This window comes from Nocardia sp. NPDC055029 (genome assembly GCF_053608525.1).
Map to the genome: position 1 here is coordinate 82,056 of NZ_JBSGVQ010000013.1, position 17,629 is coordinate 99,684.

A 17,629-nucleotide genomic window follows, 5' to 3' on the forward strand; every position below is an offset into this window, starting at 1 on the left:
GCTGTAGCGGATACGGATCAGGCCGGGGTGACCGCGACCTGCAGCGATTCCAGACCGCGGATGACGACATTCGGCTTGAACGGCGGGTTCTCCGACCGCAATTCGAACGTGCCGACCTTGCGCAGCAGCACGTCGAGCAGGATCTCCATCTCCAGCAGCGCCAGCGGGGCGCCGAGGCAGTAATGGATGCCGAGGCTGAACCCGAGGTGCTTCTTGGCCGGGTTCATCGGATCGGAGTACCGGGTCAGGTCGACCCGATCGGGATCGGGGTAGGCAGCCGGATCGTGGTTGGCCGAGTTGATCAGCACCACAACGCCTTCGCCCTTCTCGAACTCGTGCCCGGCGACGGTGATCGGGCGGGTCGCGGCGCGCGTGGTGATCTGCACCGACGGATCGAGCCGGAGCAGTTCGTCGGGGGCGACGGCGAGCAGTTCGGGACGGTCGCGCAGCAGCTGGACCTGGTCGGGGTTGCGCAGCAGGCGCAACATGCCGGTGCCGATCAGGTTGGCGGTGGTCTCGTGGCCCGCCACGAAGGTCGTGATGCAGGTCGCGAGGAGTTCCTGCTCGGTGAGCACATCGCCGCGGTCCTCGACCTGGGACAGCACGCTGAGCAGGTCGTCGCGCGGGGTGACGCGCCGTTCGTTGAGCAGTTCGCGGAAGTAGCCCATGAATCCGCGTGAGGCGGCGCTGCGGGCGCTCAGGCATTCCTCGGGCAGCGTGTAGTCGTGGTCGAAGCCGCGGGCCAGGTCCTGGGACCACCGGTGGACCTGGTCGTAGGCGTCCTCGGGCACACCGATGAGTTCGCAGGCGATGATCAGCGGCAGCGGGTAGGCGATCATCTCGACGAGGTCGAATTCGCCTGCGGCCAAAGCGTCGTCGACGAGTTGCTCGCACAGCTGCTCGATCCGCGGGCGCAGCCGGGTCACCATGCGCGGGGTGAACCCCTTGGTGACGAGGTTGCGCAGGCGGGTGTGGTCCGGCGGCTCCATCCACAGGAACGACGTGGGCAGTTCCTCGGCGGCGTTCTCCGGCGACACCGTCGGGTGCATCATCGCCGCTTCTTCGGCGTGGCTCCACGCGGTGGTGGACAGCACCGCGGCGCAGTCCTCGTACCGGGTCAGCACATGGTGGCCGAGCGGGGTCTGGTGGATGGGGCCCGCCTCGCGCAGCACGCGGGCGGGGGCATACGGATCGGCGCGGCCGTCCGGCCCGAACAGCTGGACCAGTGCGGTCTGGACTGCCTGGGCATCGATCGGGGAAGTCGTGGAGGTCATGGGTGGGTCTCCTGTGTTCTCCGGTGGGTGGGTCAGGAAAGGAGGATTCGGCGCAGCGTGCCCGGCGCGGTGAGCGCGGCGGGCGGGTCGACCAGGTGGGCGACCCGCAGGAAGGTCCTGGCTACGCGGGGGTCGTGGTGCGCGACGCGCTGCACCCGGGTGACGAAGACATTGGTGAGCCGGGTCCGCAGCGTGCGCCTGCCCTCGACGCCCGGGTGCCGCAGATCCGATCCGGCGGCCAGCTGCCAGGCCACCGCGACCGCGTCGGCGGCGGCCGCGTAGTAGCGCGCGGGTAGATCGGCCGCTCCCGCGCTCAGGCATTCCCGCAGCGCTGCGGCCTGCAAGGCGGCGACTGTCATGCCCTGGGCGTAGAGGGGATTGAAGGCGCACAGCGCGTCACCGAGCACGAGCAGCCCGCTCGGCGGAGAGCTCTGGCGGTCGAAGCGGCGCCGCACCGCGGTCCGGAAGCGGTAGGGCACCGCGTCGCCGAGCGGCTCGGAATCCACGATGATGGTGTGGATGTCGGGGGCCGACAGCGACGCGGCGTAGTCGCGGAAGCCCTGGTCGTCGACCGGCGGATGATCACCGAGCATCCCGGCGAGGGTGACATGCCACCGGTCACCCTCCACCCGGACCGCGCCGCCACCGCGCCCGTTGGCGCCGGTCGAGACGATCACCGAGGCCTGCCCGCCGAGCTGACCCGGCTGGTGCCGGAAGAACCGTGACGTGTAGCCGAGATCGACGTCGAGCCGCTCTTCCTCGGGGGTCTCGGCGCCGATCTCGGTGAGCCACTGCGTGATCCGTGAGCCGCGACCGCCCGCGTCGACGATCAGGTCGGCGCCGAGCGTCTGCGTGCCCGCCGGACCGAGCACCGTCACCGCGCGGACCCGCTGCGCGTCACCGACCAGCCCCTGCACTGTCGTGCGGGTCAGCAACTCGATACCGCGCAAGCGCAGCGTGCGCCTGCGCAACACCGTCTCGAGCAGCGACCGCGTCGCGATCACCGAGGTCAGACCCGTCGAGCCGGCCGCGAGCCGGGAACCGCCCACATACCACCGGGTGCCGATCAGCACTTCGGCGACGGTCGCGCCGTCCGACACCGCCTGTTCGGTGAAGCCCGGATACAGCTCCTCCATGATCCGGCGGCCGCGATCGAGCAGGCCGTGCAGATGCCAGGCCTGCGGAACACCGCGACGCACAGTCTCTTTCGCGTCCAGCTCGTCGCGCTCCACGACGGTGACCCGTTCGAAGGTGTCGGCGAGTACCCGCGCGGCCAGCAGCCCGGCGACCCCGGCGCCGATGACGATCGCGTGCCCGCCTGGCGCGGTCACAGTGTCACCGGAAGGTGCCGGATACCGCGGTGGATCAGGCTGGGGCGGTATTCGATCGGCTCGTCGGCCAGCGCCAGGTCGGGTGCGCGGTCCAGCAGGGTGCGGATGGCCGCCTCGGCCTCGATCCGGGCCAGCGGCGCGCCGACACAGTAGTGGATGCCGAGACTGAAGCCGAGATGCTTACGCGGGGGCCGGTTTCCGGTGAAGCGGGTGATGTCGAAGGTGTCGGCGTCGCGGTAGACCCGCTCGTCGCGATTGGCCGAGCCGGTGAGGACGACGACGCCGTCGCCGCGGCGGAAGGTGTGCGCACCGACCTGGGTGTCGTCGAGCGCCACCCGGATCGTGAACTGGGTCGGCGCGTCGTAGCGCAGCATCTCGTCGATCGCGGGCCCGATCAGTTCGGGATGGGTGCGCAGCAGCGCCAGCTGGCCGGGGTGGCGCAGCAGGGCGAGCAGCCCGTTGCCGATCAGGTTGATCGAGGTCTCCATACCGGCGACGAGCAGCAGCAGCGACATCCCGATCACTTCGGGTTCGGTGAGGAAATCACCGTCCACGCTGGCCGCGACCAGTTCGCTGAGCAGGTCGGCGCCCGGCTGCTGCTTCTTCTCGCCGATGAGCCGCGCGAAGTGCCCCATGCAGGCGATGGCGGCGTCGGTGCGGGCGCTGATGTCGTCGGGACCGAGCAGCGAGTCCGGGTCGCTGCCGCGCGCGATCGCCAATTGCCAGGCGCGGAAGCTGTTTCCGTCGGCCGCGTCGGCGCCGAGCAGGCGCACCGCGACCATCGCGACGGCCAGCGGCACCGCCAGATCCTCGAGCACGTCCAGTTCTCCGCGCTCGAGCGCGGCGTCGACAAGCCCGTCGACCACCGTGCCCGCGACCGGCGCCATCTCGCCGATCAGCTTGGGGGTGAACGCTTTCGCCACCAGCTTGCGGTAGCGGCCGTGCTCGGGCGGGTCCATCCGGACGAAGGAACCGGGGATGGCGGCGGTGGTGTCGCGGAACGGGCTGATGCCCGCCGAATAGCCGTGGCCCCAATCATTTCCGGTGAGAACCGCGGCGCACTCCTCGTAGCGGGTCACCAGCGTCACCGGGACGTCGCCGAGTGCGTAGGGGAACAGCGGTGTCGCCTCGCGGACGCGATGGTAGGCGGGGTACGGGTCGGCGCGGTGATCGGGCGCGAACGCGTCGAAGGTGAGGTCGGCGGGGACAGCGGTACTCATCGGCCCTCCAGGCTGATTCGCAGTTCGGACATGCCGCGCACGACCACGTTCGGGCGATACGGCGGTTCGGCGAGCAGATGCATCCGCTCGACACGGGTGGCGACGGCCCGCAGCACCGTCTGCATCTCCAGGCGGGCCAGCGGCGCGCCGAGGCAGTAGTGCAGACCGAGCCCGAACGACAAGTGCCGCTCAGGTCGCCGGCCCGGCAGGTAACGGCCGAGGTCGAAACGGTCGGCGTCCGGGAAGGCCTCGGGGTCACGGGCGGCCGAGCCGATCAGCACGATCACCGCGTCGCCGGGGACGAAAGTCTTTCCGGCGAGCTCGATCTCGTGGCGGGCGGTGCGGGTGGTCAGGTGCACGGGCGGGTCGTAGCGCAGCACTTCGTCGACCGCGGGCACACACAGCGCCGGGTCCTCGCGCAGCAGCTGGAACTGGCCGGGATGGCGGATCAGCGCCAGCAGTCCGTTGCCGATGAGGTTGACCGTGGTCTCGTGTCCGGCCACGACCAGGATCAGCAGGGTGCCGATGAGCTCATTTCGGGTCAGCCGTACGCCGGCGTCCTCGGCCTGCACCAGCGCGGTGATCAGGTCCTCGCGCGGGTCGCGGCGGCGCTGCGCGATGAGGTCGCCGAAGAAGTCGGTGAACGCGTGCACGGCGGTGGTGCGCGCGGCCAGTTCCGCCGGGCTGAGCAGGGTGTCCGGGTCGAGGCCGCGGGCGATGTGCGCCGAGATCTCGCGGACGTGGGCGTGGGATTCGGCGGGGACGCCGAGCAGTTCGCAGATCAGCGTCAACGGCACGGGGTAGGCCAGCGCCTCCAGAACATCGGTCTCGCCGTCGGCCAGCATCGCCGTGAGCAGTCCGTCGACCAGCTGCTCGGCCCGCTCGTGCAGTCCGGCCACGGTGCGCGCGGTGAACGCCTTGCCGACCAGGCCGCGCAGCCGGGTGTGGTCCGGCGGCTCCATCCAGAGGAAGGAACCGGGCAGTTCGACCTCGCTGTCACCGTGCAGCAACTCCGGCTCCTCCGCGTGGCTCCAGCGCGGGTCGCTCAGGATCGCCTGGGCTTCGGCGTGCCGCGGCACCAGATGGGTGTCGCGAGGGCCAGGGACGAACGGACCGGCCGCGCGCAGGGTCGCATAGCTCGGATACGGGTCGTGGCGGCAGTGCGGTGCGACGCTCTCCAGCACCGCGATCTGCACCGGGGTCGGGTCGTCGACCGCGACATGATCGGAAGTCACCGGCAGCTCCTGGGCGATATCGGTGCGGGGATTTCGCCGCTCATCGTCACCGCAGGCGCGCCGCGAATTCGTGCAGTATTGCCTGCTCCGATCGGGCGATAGCCGAATATCTTTATCGGGCAGCGCAATTGGACGATCGACTGTGATTATCGGCGCGCGTATTTCGGAATTCGTTCAGCGCGATTTCATATGGCACTGTTGTCGTTTCGGTCATGAATTCCTCGCGTCCGAGCGACACGCTCACCACGCTGCTGGCCGGTGTCGCCGCCGCGCATCCGCAGGTGCCCGCGACATTCTGGTCGGTGTCGGAACGGGTCGGCTACGCCGAGCTGCGACGGCGCTCCCACACCACGGCGACCGCACTGGTCCGGCGCGGAATCGGGCGCGGTGAGCCGGTCGGCATCCTGTGCCCGAACGCGCCGGAATTCCTGGTCTCCCTCTTCGGCATCGCCGCGGCGGGCGGGGCGGCCACTCCCCTGCCGCTGCCCGCCGGCGCGCGCGCGACTGCGGCCTACCCGGCCAAGCTCGCCGCGATCACCGCGGCCGCCGGGATGCGCACCGTGCTGGTGTCGCCGCGGTTCGCCTCGATGATTCCGCTCATCGGCGATATCGGCGTGGCATTCGTCGACACCACCGAACTCGTCGCCGAGGTCACCGCGGACCTGGCCGCCCTGCCCGAGCACGGTCCCGACGATCTGGCGATCGTGCAGTTCACCTCCGGCAGCACCGCCCTGCCCAAGGGCGTGCGCCTGACCCACGCCAATGTGGTGAGCGGGCTGGCCGCGATCCGCGGCGGCATCGACCTCGGGCTCGACGACCAGGGTGGTTTCTGGCTGCCGCTGTTCCATGACATGGGCCTGTTCGGGACGCTGTCGGCGGTGCTGCGCGGTATCCCCGCCCATGTCTGGTCGCCGCTGGCCTTCGTGAAGGACCCGGCCCGCTGGCTGAGCGAGTTCGCCACCACCGGGACCACGATCACCGCCATGCCGAACTTCGGCTACGAGGCGCTGCTGGGCGCCATCGCCCCCGAGCAGGTCCCCGGCTACGACCTGAGCCACTGGCGGATCGCGTTCAACGGCGCCGAACCGATCTCGGAATCGGTGGTCACCGCCTTCTGCGAGCGGTTCCGGCCCGCGGGCTTCGCACCGTCGACGATGTTCGGCGTCTACGGCATGGCCGAGGCCACCCTGGCCGTCGCCTTCCCGCCGCTGCTGCGCGAGCCCGTCTTCGAGTGGGTCGACCGCGCGCAGCTCTCGGAATCCGCGGTGGCCGAGCCGGTTTCGCGCTTCGAGGACGGCGCCAGGGCCGTCGCCGCGGTCGGCTCCGCGGTCGACGGGATCGCGATCAGGATCGTCGACACCGACACCGACACCGACACCGACCTGCCCGACGGCCGGGTCGGCGAGATTCTCATCCAGGGCGCGCCCGTCACCGACGGCTATCTCACCGGCGACCCCGACGCGGTCGCCGACCGGTTCACCGACGGCTGGCTGCGCACCGGCGACCTCGGCTACCGCCGCGACGGCGAACTGTTCGTCACCGGCCGCTGCAAGGACATGATCACCGTGCGCGGCGTGAACTACTACGCCCAGGACGTCGAGGCCGCGGTCCGCGATCTCGACGGCATCCACAAGGGCCGCTGCACCGCGGCCGTCGACCCCGACGGTGCCGACGTGATCGCGCTGATCGCCGAGACCGAACGCACCGGCGCCGAGGCCGACGCCCTGGCCGCGGCCATCGGCGCCGCCGTCACCGCCCACCTCGGGCTCACGGCGGTGCAGGTGCATCTGGTCGCGCCCCGCAGCATCCCCCGCACCAGCAGCGGCAAGCTCCAGCGGCTGGCCGCCCGCGACCTGATCGGTGTGGCGACGACGCCGCACCGCTCGCCCCTGCGATCGAATGGGAGTGCCTAGTGCACAGCTTTGACGTCTTCCGCCACTACGAACGCCTGCACTGGAAACTGAGCGACCTCGACCTGGCCGCCGTCGACCCGGCCCTGGTCCGCCCGGAGTACATCACCCTCGCCAAGAGCGCGGCGATGGGCGAGTCCAATGTCATCGCGGCCGTGCACGGGTTCCTCGACGAGTTCGTCGACGACTACGACTTCTCCACCTTCGCGGTCGTGTGGGGCTATCAGGAAGTGCAGCACCACTACGCTTTCCGCTCCTGGCTGGGTGCAGTCGGCGAGGACGTCGAGGATCGCGCGGTCGACGCGATGCGCGAGCCCTACGCGCCGGGCAGCACGCCCTCGGCGACGCTGGCCACCAACATCATCTCCGAGCTCACCGTCAATCACGTCTACCGCGCGGTGTCGAGCTGGGTCGGCGAACCGGTGCTGAAAGAGCTGCTGCTCAACGCCAGCCGCGACGAGGCCGGGCACGCGCGCGAGTTCATCCACTACACCACCGAGCGGTTGAAGAAGCGGCCCGAAGAACTGCCGTCGGTGCTCGAGACGCTCTACGTCTACAGCTCCGAAGCCAAGATCAAGCACCCGGTGAGCACCTTCAAGGCGGGCATCGCCGAGCTGAGCGACCACGAGACCATCGACACCGGATTCGAGCTGTTCCTCGAGCAGGTCGCCGCCGAGGGTGAGCTGGATGTGCTGCACGACAAGGTGCGCCGCACCTTCGCCGGCATCACCGGGCTCGACCTGTCCAGCAACGCGAAGGTGCGCCGCGCCCTCGCCGACGCCATCGCCTGATGACGGCCGTCGAACAGCCGGGCGCCGTCGAGGTGCCGTGGTCGGTGATTCCCGACTACCACTGCTTCGGCTGTTCCCCGCACAATGCCACCGGCCTGCGCCTGCGGTTCACCCCGCGTGCCGACGGTGCGCTGGTGGCCGCGTTCCGGCTCGGGCGCGCGTTCGAGTCCTATCCCGGTGTGGTGCACGGCGGCCTGATCGGCGTCGTGTGCGACGAGGTGATGGGCAACCTGATCGTGCTGGCCCGCCAGGTCCCCGCCTTCACCGTCTCCCAGCGCACGCGCTTCCTCACCCCGCTGCTGATCGATCGCGAATACCGCTGTGTGGCAACGCTGCCGCCCGCACGCGAGCACGGGCCGATCGCGGCACACGCCGAGATCCTCGATGCCGACGACGCGGTGTGCGCGTCGTCGACGGCGACGTATCAGCCGTTCGACCTGCATGCCGTCCGCGACCAGCTGACCCTCGACGACGACGAAGTCGCCCTGCTCGACCACGCCCTGTCCACGGCGAACACCCTCTCCCCGAACGGAGCCCGGCCATGACCACCACTTCCGCCGACACCATCCTGCGCACGGTCACCGAGATCGCGATCACCGAGACCGGCCTGACCGCCGCCGACCTGACCCCCGACGCCGACCTGCGCGCCATGGCAGGCGTCGACTCGGTGCGGGTGCTGCGGATGATCGCCCGGATCGAGCGCACCTTCGACATCGAACTCGAGGACTCCGACGTTTTCGGGATGTCGACGCTGGCCGAGGTGACCGCTGTCGTGGAGCGGTCCGTGCGTGAGGAAACAGCATGACCGTCGTCGCGGATACCAATCAGCACTACGACCTCGACCCCGACATCTTCGGGCAGTTCCTCGACCCGCTGCGCAAGTACAGCTCGGCGCTCTACGAATCCGACAGCGACACACTGGAACTGGCGCAGCGCAACAAGCTGCGGTTCGTCGCCGAGCGGCTCGGGCTGCGTGGCGGCGAGCAGCTGCTCGATGTGGGCTGCGGCTGGGGTTCGCTGATCCTGTACATGGCCGCTGAGCTGGGGTGCCGGACACTCGGTGTCAGTCCGGCGCCGCGCCAGCACGACTACATCGCCGACCAGGCGGCGGCGCGCGGCGTGACCGACCTGGTCAGCACCCGGGTCGGGCATTTCGAGCAGCTGGATCTGCCCGCCCGCAGCTTCGATGCCGTCACGCTGCTGGGTTCGATCGTGCACATGCCCGACCCCGACGAGGTGTTCCGCCGTGCGCGGGCCGTCCTGCGCCGCGGCGGCACACTGTACGTGTCGGAGAGCTGCTTCCGGAATACGGCCACCCGTACCGCGTTCGACGATCGCGACGGCACCGGGTTCGTCCGCGAGGACATCTTCGGTTTCGGTGAGCTACGTCCGCTCTCGGAACTGATCGCCGCCGCCGAGAACGCCGGCTTCTCGGTGATCTCGGTCGACGATCTGACCGAGCACTACCGGCGCACGATCGAGGACTGGATCGGCAATGTCGACACCGCCGCCGCGCGCATCGACGCGCACGGTCCCGGCCTGGCCGACAAGCTGCGCCACTATCTCGAGATCGCCAACGCGGGCTGGGGTTACACCACCAAGCATTACGCGCTGGTCTGCCGGAATGCCAGGTAGGACATGATCACCACTCCGGGGCTGCTGCCCGTCGGTGACGTGGTCGCGGCGGTCGACGGTTTCCTCGCCGCCTCCCCCGCGACCCGCGCCTGGGACGTGGAGACCGCCTTCGACTGGGCCGCCGCCGACGCGGGCAGGCTCACCGAGGGGCAGCGCTCCGCCGTCCAGTTCGTCACCCTCATCGAGGACCACCTGCCCGGCTACTTCGACGTCTACCACCGGCACTTCCCCGTCGACGACAGCGTGGATCTGCCGACCTTCGAACACAATCGGGAGCTCTACCACTTCACCGTGCGCTGGGCGCTCGAGGAGGACACCCACGCCAGGGCACTGGCCCGCTACCAGGAGGCAGCGGGCATCACCGACCGCGACACGCTGCGGTCGGAACTCGCGGTCGAGGGCCACAAGCCGTTCGATCTGCCCTACGACCACCCCGTCCAGTTCTTCGCCTACGCCCTGGTGCAGGAGAAGGCCACGCAGATGTACTACCAGCAGCTGCGCGACGTGGTCACCGATCCGGTGCTGGCGGCGGTGCTGACCCGGTTGTCGCGCGACGAGGCCCGGCATTTCAGCTTCATGGCCGACGTGGTGACGCGGTACCTGCGCCACGACGGTGACGCGGTGGTGGCGCCGATCCGCGATGTCGTCGCCAATTTCCGGATGCCGCTGTCGGATACGCTGCGCGGCTACTGGCGGTGGGCGTTGCGGATCGCCGATGTCGCCGACTACGACCACACCGCCGCCTACGAACACCTGGTGAAGGTGATCGACCGCGCGGTCGACGCCCGCAGCGAGCCCGTCGACGAGCTGGTCGCCTTCGTCGAGAGCTGCCGCACCCTGGCCTGACACACGAGACCGGCCCCTTCTCCGGAAGGTTCGCGGAGAAGGGGCCGGTGTCGTTCTGTCAGTTGCCCTGAGCCAGCACGAGAATCGTGGTGGTTCCGTGGGCGATCAGCTTCCCCGCGGCATCGGTGATGCGGCCCTCGGCGGTGGCGGTGCGCCTGCCGACGTGCACGGCGGTGGCGTCGCAGGTGAGCCTGCTGCCGTCGAGCGTCACCGCGCGGATGAAATTCACCTTCAGTTCGAGCGTCGTGTACGCGACACCGTCACCGAGTTCGGTGAACACCGCACTGCCCATGGCGGTGTCCATGAGGGTGGCCAGCACGCCGCCGTGCACCGTGAACATCGCGTTGATGGTCGCCGGATTCGGGTCGAGGTAGTACCGTGTGCGCCCCTTCGACGCGCTGTCCAGCCGAATTCCCAGCGAATCGCCGACGCCCAGCTTTTCCTGCAGCCCGCGTTCGAATACCGCGGTCAATTCGGCGACCCGCCGGTCGGCGGTCGCGTCGATTTCGGTACTTGTCATGGTTTTCCTCCCTGCGGACGATTCCTCCGGCATTCGATCAGCGCAGGGTGAATTCCGCGTTGCCACAGGGGATTCCATCTCGAGCTCCGATCGGCTGATCGGGATCACGCGTCGTAAGTGTGTTGTTCACCGCGCGCGGGTACCGTCGGTCAGATGGCCGACACCACCGCTGCTGCCCGCGTCGAGTCCATCGGCGCCGACTTCTTCGACGATCCGCACGCCCACTACCGGCGCTGGCGCGCCACAGGCCCGGTCCATCGGGTCCGTTTCCCCGACGACGTCGTCCGCTGGGTGGTCGTCGGCTACGCCGAAGCCAGGCTGGCATTGGCCGACCCGCGGCTGAGCAAGGACATCGCCACCGCCACCGCGATCCTGCACGACAAGCGCCGCACCATCCCGACCGATCCGAATGCCGTCGCGCTGCTCACCCACATGCTCAGCACCGACCCGCCCGGCCATACCCGCCTGCGCAAACTGGTGAACAAGGCGTTCACCACCCGCCAGGTCGCCGCCCTGCGCCCCCGGATCGAGCAGATCACCGAGGAACTGCTCGACGCGATGGCGGGCGCCGACGACGTCGACCTGATGGAGGCCTTCGCCAATCCGCTTCCGGTGACGGTGATCTGCGAACTGCTCGGCGTCCCGTTCGACGATCGCGACGACTTCCAGGCCTGGACCAGGGCCCTGGTCGGTGTCGTCGGCGAAGAGGAGCACCGGCCCGCCGCCGCGGCCGCGATGGCCAAGTACCTCTCGGAGCTGGTGCGCGCCAAGCAGACCAAGCCCGCCGACGACCTGCTGTCGGAGCTGGTGCTCGCCGACGACGACGGCGACCGGCTCACCGATCCCGAACTGGTGGCGATGGCGTTCCTGCTGCTGGTCGCCGGCCACGAGACCACCGTCAACCTGATCGGCAACGGCGTCAACGCCCTGCTGCGCAACCCGGATCAGTGGCAGGCCCTGTGCGCCGACCCCGCCGGGGTGCCCGCCGCGATCGAGGAGTTCCTCCGCTTCGACGGTCCCGTCGACATGGCCACGGTGCGCTACACCGCTGAGCCGATCGCGTTGGGCGGCACCGAGATTCCCGCAGGCGAAATCGTCTACGTGGCGCTGGCCGCCGCCAACCGCGACCCCGCCCGCTTCGCCGACCCCGACGCCCTCGCCGTCGACGGCCATCCCACCGGCCACCTGGCCTTCGGCCACGGCATCCACTTCTGCGTCGGAGCTCCCCTGGCTCGCCTCGAAGCCGAGATCGCCTTCACCGCCCTGCTCCGCCGCTTCCCCGGCCTGCGCCTCGCCGAATCCGCCACCACCGTCCGCTGGCAGACCAGCACCCTCATCCGCGGCCTGCTCGAACTCCCGGTCCGCGTGCGCTGAACAGTCAGAACAGGCTGGTCTGGGCCGCTTGTGGTGCCGCGGTGATCGATGCGTCGAGTTCGATCCGGCGGCCGATGAGCCGGGAGTCGTTGACCAGCACCAGTTCACCGGTCTCGGCCGCGTCCGTGCAGGCGATGGTGTGGCCGTGCGCGGTGACCGCGTCGATGACGTATTCGCCGGATTCCTCGGTGAATTCGGTGGCGTCCGGAAAGCGGCCGCGCGCGAGAATGGTGGCGTAGAACTCCCGGCCGCCGGACCACGCGGTGTCGGTGCGGGTGATCTCGGCGGGCAGCGTGCCGGCCGCATGCTCGGCCGCGTCGGCGACGGCTGACTCCAGGGCCGACCACGGCCGCAGCGGTTTGGTCAGGATCCGGGTCTTCGTGACACCGGCGACCGCCTGCCGGAGCCCGGCCCGCTCCGACACCACCCGCTCGAGCTCCCGCACGTGCAACCCGTCGGGAGAATCGGTGATGAATCGCGCCACCAGCGCGCCCTGCTCGAAGAGGCGGCGGTGACGGCGTGCGGCCGAGGCCGTGCCGACCTTCGCCATCCCGTCGCCGAAGTACGCGACATACAGATGATGTGGCTGCGCGACATAGTCACGGACCTGCTCGGGCAGCGTCGTGAGCGGACCACGATGACTGTGCACCACCGACCACCCTTCGGTGATCCGGCACTGCGCGCACTGCTTCCCGCTGTCGACCCGCGCGCGCCGCGGGCACGCCTGCCGACCCCGGCGGCCCGCGCCGAACCCGTGGTAACCGAGGCAGAATCGGCCGCCGTCGCGGACGCGGAACGCGAGCCGGGTGCCGATTCCCGGCAGCAGTTCGGTCGTGCCGTCCGCACGGAGCAGTTCGTAGGACCATCGCCCCTGTTCATCCCATCGGGTTCCGCAGTACAGGGCGGCGCGGGTCGAGCTCATCGCTCGAATCTACCGAAAGCGACCGGCGTCCCCGGCACCGCCGGACCGCTCCCCGAAAGGGAAAGACCCCGTCCGATCGGGTGATCGGACGGGGTCGGGTGTCCCCCGGTCGCTCTATACCGGGTCTTCTCCCACCACCTACTTGTTGGGCATCGGCTGGTTGATGGTGGTGAAGTACTGGATGGCCGCGCCGATCGCGAACGGAGCGGTGATGAAGATCTGGCCGGCGATGGCGCCGACCGGACCGACGAGCAGGGCGCCTGCGATGCAGCCGACGGCGGCGGCGGGCAGGAAGGGGCCGAGCAGGCCGACGATGGTGCCCAGGGCGACCGTGCCGGCGAGCACGCCACCGAGGACGCAACCGACGGCGGCGCCGCCGAGGCCACCGACCAGGGTGCCGATGCTGGCACCCATGGAGATGGTGCTGGTCAGGCGGCTCCAGGCCGCGACCTCACGGTCGTACTCGTTCTTCCACGGCGCCTTGTCCTCATAGGGCAGGGCGACCGGCTTGTAGACGGCCTTCGAGACGTCCAGCTGCGGGGACAGGGTCGCGGTGTTGCCCGCGATCTCGGCCGCGATCGGCAGTTCGAAGTCGTCCAGACGGAAGGTCAGCGGGGTGGCCGCGATGGTGGTGCCGTTGGGAGCCTTCAGCTTGAAAGCGCCCTCCTCCACGACCATCGAGCCCGCATCGGTGGTGATGACGGACTTGCCGGCCACTTCCTGCGCGGTGAAGTTGACCGGCGCGTCGGCGTCCGCGGAAGCCGAGCCGGTGGCGCCGGCGGTCACGCCGATCGCGACAGCGAGCATTGCCGCAGCCGCAGCAGATTTCCTCATCGTGTATTTCTTCCTCTCACATTCCCGGACGGGAATCGGCGCGTCGAATACGCGCACGTTCTCGGGACGCCGATTCCGCGACGCGCTCACAGGTCGAGCACCAGCACACCGGAGCGGGCACGCGAGACGCAGAGCATCATCGTCGCGCCGCGCTCGCGCTCCTCGGCGGTGAGCAGCGAATCGCGGTGCTCGACGTCACCGTCGAGCACGGGGGTTTCGCAACTACCGCAGGTACCTTCGCGACACGAGGTGATCACCGCGACGCCCGCCGATTCGAGGACATCGACGATGGAGCGGTCGGCGCCGACCCGCAGGGTGCGGCCGGTCTGCGCCAGCCGGATCTCGAAGGCCTGGTCTGGTCCGGTGGTCTCGACCTGCCGCGGCACGAAGCGTTCCGTGCGCACCGTGACGCGCTGCCGTGCGCCTTCGGCCTCGACAGCGGCCAGCAGCGGTTCCGGCCCGCAGCAGTACACGGTCGCTGTCGGCCGCGCGGACAGGATCTCCGCAACCGGCAGCAGCCCGGACTCGTCCTGCGGCACCAGCCGCGCCGCCGGGTACCGCTCGGTGAGCATGTCGGCGAAGGCCATGTGCGCCTTGGTGCGCGCACCGTAGTGCAACGTCCAGTGCGCGCCCGCCTGCTCGGCGGCGGCGATCATCGGCAGGATCGGGGTGATCCCGATCCCGCCCGCCACGAACGTGTACTCCGCTGCGGTGGACAGCTCGAAGTTGTTGCGGGGCGCCGATACCGACAGCGTCGTACCGGGCAGGGCGGTCCGGAACAGATGCGCCGACCCGCCGCGACCGTTCGGCTCGTGCAGGATGGCGATTCGCCAGCGGTCCTGCTCGGCCGGATCGCCGCACAGCGAATACTGGCGCACCCCGGCCGGCCCGGCTGCGACATCGATGTGCGCACCCGGCGTCCACGCGGGCAGATCAGCACCGTCGACCGCGGCGAGCGCCAGGGCGAACACCGCATCGGCTTCGTCGGTGCGCTCGATCACCCGCACCCTCATGTCGGTCATGGCCATCCCCTCGGCGGAATCGTTGTCGAGATCACCGTGGTGCACCCCCGGCGCGACCGCCGCCGGGGCGTGGCGAGTCGATTGGACCGATCGACATTCACTATCGCCCCGGCTCCCTGCGGGCGACCCGTCCGAGACTGGCGGCATGACTCCAGTGGCGGAACTGGTCGACAAGACCAGGCAGTTCGTGCAAGACCACGTCATCCCGGTGGAACGCGAGGTCGTGGTCGGTGGCCGGGTCACCGACGACGCCCTGCGCCTCGACCTGCAGAAGAAGGCCAAGGAGGCCGGCGTCTTCGGCCCGCTGTCGGATCCCGCGTACGGCGGCCTCGGCCTGGACACCAGGGCACAGGCCGAGGTACTCGAAGCGGCGGGCGCGAGTCTGCTCGGGCCGCTCGCGGTCAACGCCTGGGCGCCCGACGACGGCAATATCCACCTGCTGGCCGCGGTCGCGAATCCCGAGCAGAAGCAGCGGTATCTGGCCCCGCTTGCCTCCGGTGAGGTCCGCTCGGCCATCGCCATGACCGAACCCGCCCCCGGCGCCGGCTCGGATCCGCGGATGCTGGCCACCGTCGCCGAGGAGACCGACACCGGCTGGATCATCAACGGCCGCAAGCACTTCACCACCGGCGCCCAGGGCGCGGCGTTCACCATCTGTGTCGCCTCCACCACCGACGGGCCGACCATGTTCCTGGTCGACCAGGACAACCCCGGCCTGAAGGTGGGCCGCCGGATGCCGACGCTGGACCACACCAGCGCACCCGGCGGACACTGCGAGGTCGAGTTCACCGACTGCGAGGTCCCCGAGTCCGCGATCCTGGGCGCGGTCGGCCGCGGCCTCGACCTGGCGCAGGTGCGGCTCGCGCCCTCGCGGCTGGTCTTCTGCATGAACTGGCTCGGCCTGGCCGTGCGCGCCCAGCAGCTCACCGCCGACCACATCACCGGCCGCCACTCCTTCGGCGTGCCGATCTCCGAACACGGTCTGGCCCAGGGCCTGATCGCCGACAACGAGATCGACATCGCCGCCGCCCGCAGCCTGATCCGGTCCACCGCCGCCACCATCGACGAGCACGGCGCCGCCTCCTCGCAGGCCCGTCACGAAGCGTCGATCACCAAGACCTTCGTCTCCGAGGCGGTCTGGCGCGTCCTGGACCGCTCGGTGCAGCTGCACGGCGGACTCGGTGTCTGCGAGGACTACCTGGTGGCCCGATTCCTGGTGGAAGCCAGGGCTTTCCGCATCTACGAGGGTCCGTCGGAGGTGCTGCGCTGGTCGATCGCGCGGCGCGTCCTGCGCGGACCGCGCTGAGAGGACACTCCCATGACCACGCGCAGCATCGCCGGTTTCGGCGCCGCCTACCCCGCCCTCGATCCCGACGCCGTCGACTACGAGTACCTGCGCGCTGCCTCGCAGGCGCTGGTCCCCTTCGGCGCCCACGTCGGCACCAGGATCACCGAGATCTCCCCGGCCCGTTCGGTGGTCGAGATCCCCGCCGAGCCGGTGATGTGCAACCACATGGGCACCGTGCACGCGGGCGCGCTGTTCACCGCCGCCGACATCGCGGGCGCCGCGGCCTTCGTCGGCGCCGCCGCGCACCGGCTGCACACGATCGACCGGCTGGTGCTGCGCGGTGGCACCGCCGCCTACCGCAAGCCCGCCCGCGGCCGCATCCGTGCCGTCGCGACGGTCGATGCCGAGCAGCTGGCCGCCGTCCTGGCCGCCACCGAGACCACGCGCTTCGCCTTGTCCGGTCGCGCCGAGCTGCTCGACGACAACGACGTGCGCACCGCCGAATTCACCTTCGACTACGTGTGCGATGTCCGCATCGCCGGAACGGACGAGCGATGACAACGACCACGCCCGACACCACGACGGTCGAGACCGCCGACGGCGTGCGCTTCACGGTGCGCTGGCTGGCCGCCGCCGACCCCACCGCCCCGGTGGTGCTGATCCTGCCCGCCATGGCGATGAAGGCGCGCAACTACCAGTCGCTGGCCAAGGCGCTGCACACCGCGGGTCTCTCGGTGGCGACCTGTGACCTGCGCGCGCACGGCGAGGCCGAGCCCGCCCTGGGTGAGCACACCGACTTCGGCTACCGCGAGATGCTCGAAATCGACCTGCCCGCCATCGTTTCCGCGGTCGAGGAGCGGTTCCCGCAGGCGCCGCTGCACCTGTTCGGGCACAGCCTGGGCGGTCAGCTCGCGCTGCTGTTCGCCGCCGCCGAGCCCGAGCGGGTCGCCGGGATCACCGTGATCGGCACCGGCACCGTGTTCTGGTGGGCGTTCGGTCCGCGCCGCTGGTTCGAGGCACTGAGCCAGATCCAGTGGATCGGCCTGGTCTCGCGGGTCAAGGGGCACTGGCCCGGTGGCGTGCTGATCCCGGCGCCGATGCCGGGCGGGGTGATGGTCGACTGGTCGATCCACTCGCTCACCAGCTACTACCGCCCCAGCGGCACCAAGCGCCGCTACAACACGCTGCTGGCGAACATGACCCTGCCGGTGCTGGCGATCTCGCTGTCCCAGGACGTACTCGGCCCCAAGTCCAACGTCGACTTCCTGGTCTCGCGGATGCCCTCGGCCGCGGTGACCCAGTGGCACATCGACGAGAACTCCGCGGTCGAGCACCTGGATCACTTCACCTGGCTCAAGGATTCGCCCGCGATCGCCGCGGGCGTGTCGCAGTGGATCACGGCCGGCACCGCGCCGGCCTGAAGGAGA

The 17,629-nt window shown here is 70.0% G+C and carries 18 protein-coding genes; 10 read left to right on the forward strand and 8 right to left on the reverse strand.

What is annotated here, in order from left to right; translation table 11 throughout:
• Positions 1-17: 17 nt before the first annotated feature.
• Genes ACWF9G_RS14575 through ACWF9G_RS14590 form a run of 4 tightly spaced genes read right to left on the reverse strand, consistent with a single transcriptional unit; the run spans position 18 to position 5,060 of the window.
• Positions 18-1,274: a cytochrome P450 gene (locus ACWF9G_RS14575; protein WP_379308822.1), complete on the reverse strand. Its 1,257-nt coding sequence runs from the start codon at positions 1,272-1,274 to the stop codon at positions 18-20.
• A 32-nt stretch (positions 1,275-1,306) separates the two neighbouring features.
• Positions 1,307-2,605, reverse strand: coding sequence for an FAD-dependent oxidoreductase (locus ACWF9G_RS14580; RefSeq protein WP_452515710.1), 1,299 nt, complete (start codon positions 2,603-2,605; stop codon positions 1,307-1,309).
• On the reverse strand, positions 2,602-3,825 hold the full coding sequence (locus tag ACWF9G_RS14585; RefSeq protein ID WP_452515712.1) for a cytochrome P450: 1,224 nt from the start codon (positions 3,823-3,825) through the stop codon (positions 2,602-2,604). The genes ACWF9G_RS14580 and ACWF9G_RS14585 overlap by 4 nt, the downstream gene beginning before the upstream one ends.
• Entirely contained in the window at positions 3,822-5,060 is a 1,239-nt protein-coding gene (locus ACWF9G_RS14590; RefSeq protein ID WP_452515713.1) for a cytochrome P450, read from the reverse strand. Before ACWF9G_RS14590 ends, ACWF9G_RS14585 begins: the two co-directional genes overlap by 4 nt.
• Positions 5,061-5,272: 212 nt before the next feature.
• Between ACWF9G_RS14590 and ACWF9G_RS14595 the strand changes: the two genes are divergently transcribed.
• Genes ACWF9G_RS14595 through ACWF9G_RS14620 form a run of 6 tightly spaced genes read left to right on the forward strand, consistent with a single transcriptional unit; the run spans position 5,273 to position 10,242 of the window.
• Entirely contained in the window at positions 5,273-6,973 is a 1,701-nt protein-coding gene (locus ACWF9G_RS14595) for an AMP-binding protein (protein WP_452515715.1), read from the forward strand.
• Positions 6,973-7,761 carry a ferritin-like domain-containing protein gene (locus ACWF9G_RS14600; protein WP_379308817.1) on the forward strand — a complete coding sequence of 263 codons (789 nt, stop codon included), beginning with the start codon at positions 6,973-6,975 and terminating at the stop codon, positions 7,759-7,761. The genes ACWF9G_RS14595 and ACWF9G_RS14600 overlap by 1 nt, the downstream gene beginning before the upstream one ends.
• Positions 7,761-8,306: a PaaI family thioesterase gene (locus ACWF9G_RS14605; protein WP_452515718.1), complete on the forward strand. Its 546-nt coding sequence runs from the start codon at positions 7,761-7,763 to the stop codon at positions 8,304-8,306. Before ACWF9G_RS14600 ends, ACWF9G_RS14605 begins: the two co-directional genes overlap by 1 nt.
• Positions 8,303-8,566, forward strand: coding sequence for an acyl carrier protein (locus ACWF9G_RS14610; RefSeq protein ID WP_379308815.1), 264 nt, complete (start codon positions 8,303-8,305; stop codon positions 8,564-8,566). The genes ACWF9G_RS14605 and ACWF9G_RS14610 overlap by 4 nt, the downstream gene beginning before the upstream one ends.
• Positions 8,563-9,396: an SAM-dependent methyltransferase gene (locus tag ACWF9G_RS14615; RefSeq protein WP_452515720.1), complete on the forward strand. Its 834-nt coding sequence runs from the start codon at positions 8,563-8,565 to the stop codon at positions 9,394-9,396. The genes ACWF9G_RS14610 and ACWF9G_RS14615 overlap by 4 nt, the downstream gene beginning before the upstream one ends.
• Positions 9,397-9,399: 3 nt before the next feature.
• A complete protein-coding gene (locus tag ACWF9G_RS14620; RefSeq protein ID WP_452515721.1) occupies positions 9,400-10,242 on the forward strand; it encodes an acyl-ACP desaturase in 843 nt (280 codons plus the stop codon).
• A 58-nt stretch (positions 10,243-10,300) separates the two neighbouring features.
• Here the strand turns inward: ACWF9G_RS14620 and ACWF9G_RS14625 are convergent, their stop codons facing one another.
• Positions 10,301-10,762 carry a PaaI family thioesterase gene (locus ACWF9G_RS14625; RefSeq protein ID WP_189023235.1) on the reverse strand — a complete coding sequence of 154 codons (462 nt, stop codon included), beginning with the start codon at positions 10,760-10,762 and terminating at the stop codon, positions 10,301-10,303.
• A 153-nt stretch (positions 10,763-10,915) separates the two neighbouring features.
• Between ACWF9G_RS14625 and ACWF9G_RS14630 the strand changes: the two genes are divergently transcribed.
• Entirely contained in the window at positions 10,916-12,136 is a 1,221-nt protein-coding gene (locus tag ACWF9G_RS14630) for a cytochrome P450 family protein (protein ID WP_452515723.1), read from the forward strand.
• A 4-nt stretch (positions 12,137-12,140) separates the two neighbouring features.
• Here ACWF9G_RS14630 and ACWF9G_RS14635 read toward each other — a convergent pair whose 3' ends face one another.
• The 3 genes from ACWF9G_RS14635 to ACWF9G_RS14645 all read right to left on the reverse strand — a co-directional run bounded on the left by ACWF9G_RS14635 (position 12,141) and on the right by ACWF9G_RS14645 (position 14,914).
• Positions 12,141-13,058 carry a hypothetical protein gene (locus ACWF9G_RS14635; RefSeq protein WP_452515725.1) on the reverse strand — a complete coding sequence of 306 codons (918 nt, stop codon included), beginning with the start codon at positions 13,056-13,058 and terminating at the stop codon, positions 12,141-12,143.
• A 138-nt stretch (positions 13,059-13,196) separates the two neighbouring features.
• On the reverse strand, positions 13,197-13,892 hold the full coding sequence (locus ACWF9G_RS14640; RefSeq protein WP_452515727.1) for a hypothetical protein: 696 nt from the start codon (positions 13,890-13,892) through the stop codon (positions 13,197-13,199).
• An 86-nt stretch (positions 13,893-13,978) separates the two neighbouring features.
• A complete protein-coding gene (locus ACWF9G_RS14645) occupies positions 13,979-14,914 on the reverse strand; it encodes a PDR/VanB family oxidoreductase (RefSeq protein ID WP_452515729.1) in 936 nt (311 codons plus the stop codon).
• Between the two features lie 145 nt (positions 14,915-15,059).
• Here ACWF9G_RS14645 and ACWF9G_RS14650 point away from each other — a divergent pair, with 145 nt between their 5' ends.
• Genes ACWF9G_RS14650 through ACWF9G_RS14660 form a run of 3 tightly spaced genes read left to right on the forward strand, consistent with a single transcriptional unit; the run spans position 15,060 to position 17,623 of the window.
• Positions 15,060-16,220, forward strand: coding sequence for an acyl-CoA dehydrogenase family protein (locus tag ACWF9G_RS14650; RefSeq protein WP_452515731.1), 1,161 nt, complete (start codon positions 15,060-15,062; stop codon positions 16,218-16,220).
• A 12-nt stretch (positions 16,221-16,232) separates the two neighbouring features.
• Complete coding sequence (locus ACWF9G_RS14655; protein WP_452515733.1) at positions 16,233-16,760, forward strand: YiiD C-terminal domain-containing protein; 528 nt, start codon at positions 16,233-16,235, stop codon at positions 16,758-16,760.
• Positions 16,757-17,623 (forward strand): alpha/beta hydrolase family protein, encoded by an 867-nt coding sequence (locus ACWF9G_RS14660; RefSeq protein WP_379311237.1) that lies wholly within the window; start codon positions 16,757-16,759, stop codon positions 17,621-17,623. Before ACWF9G_RS14655 ends, ACWF9G_RS14660 begins: the two co-directional genes overlap by 4 nt.
• Positions 17,624-17,629 lie beyond the last annotated feature (6 nt).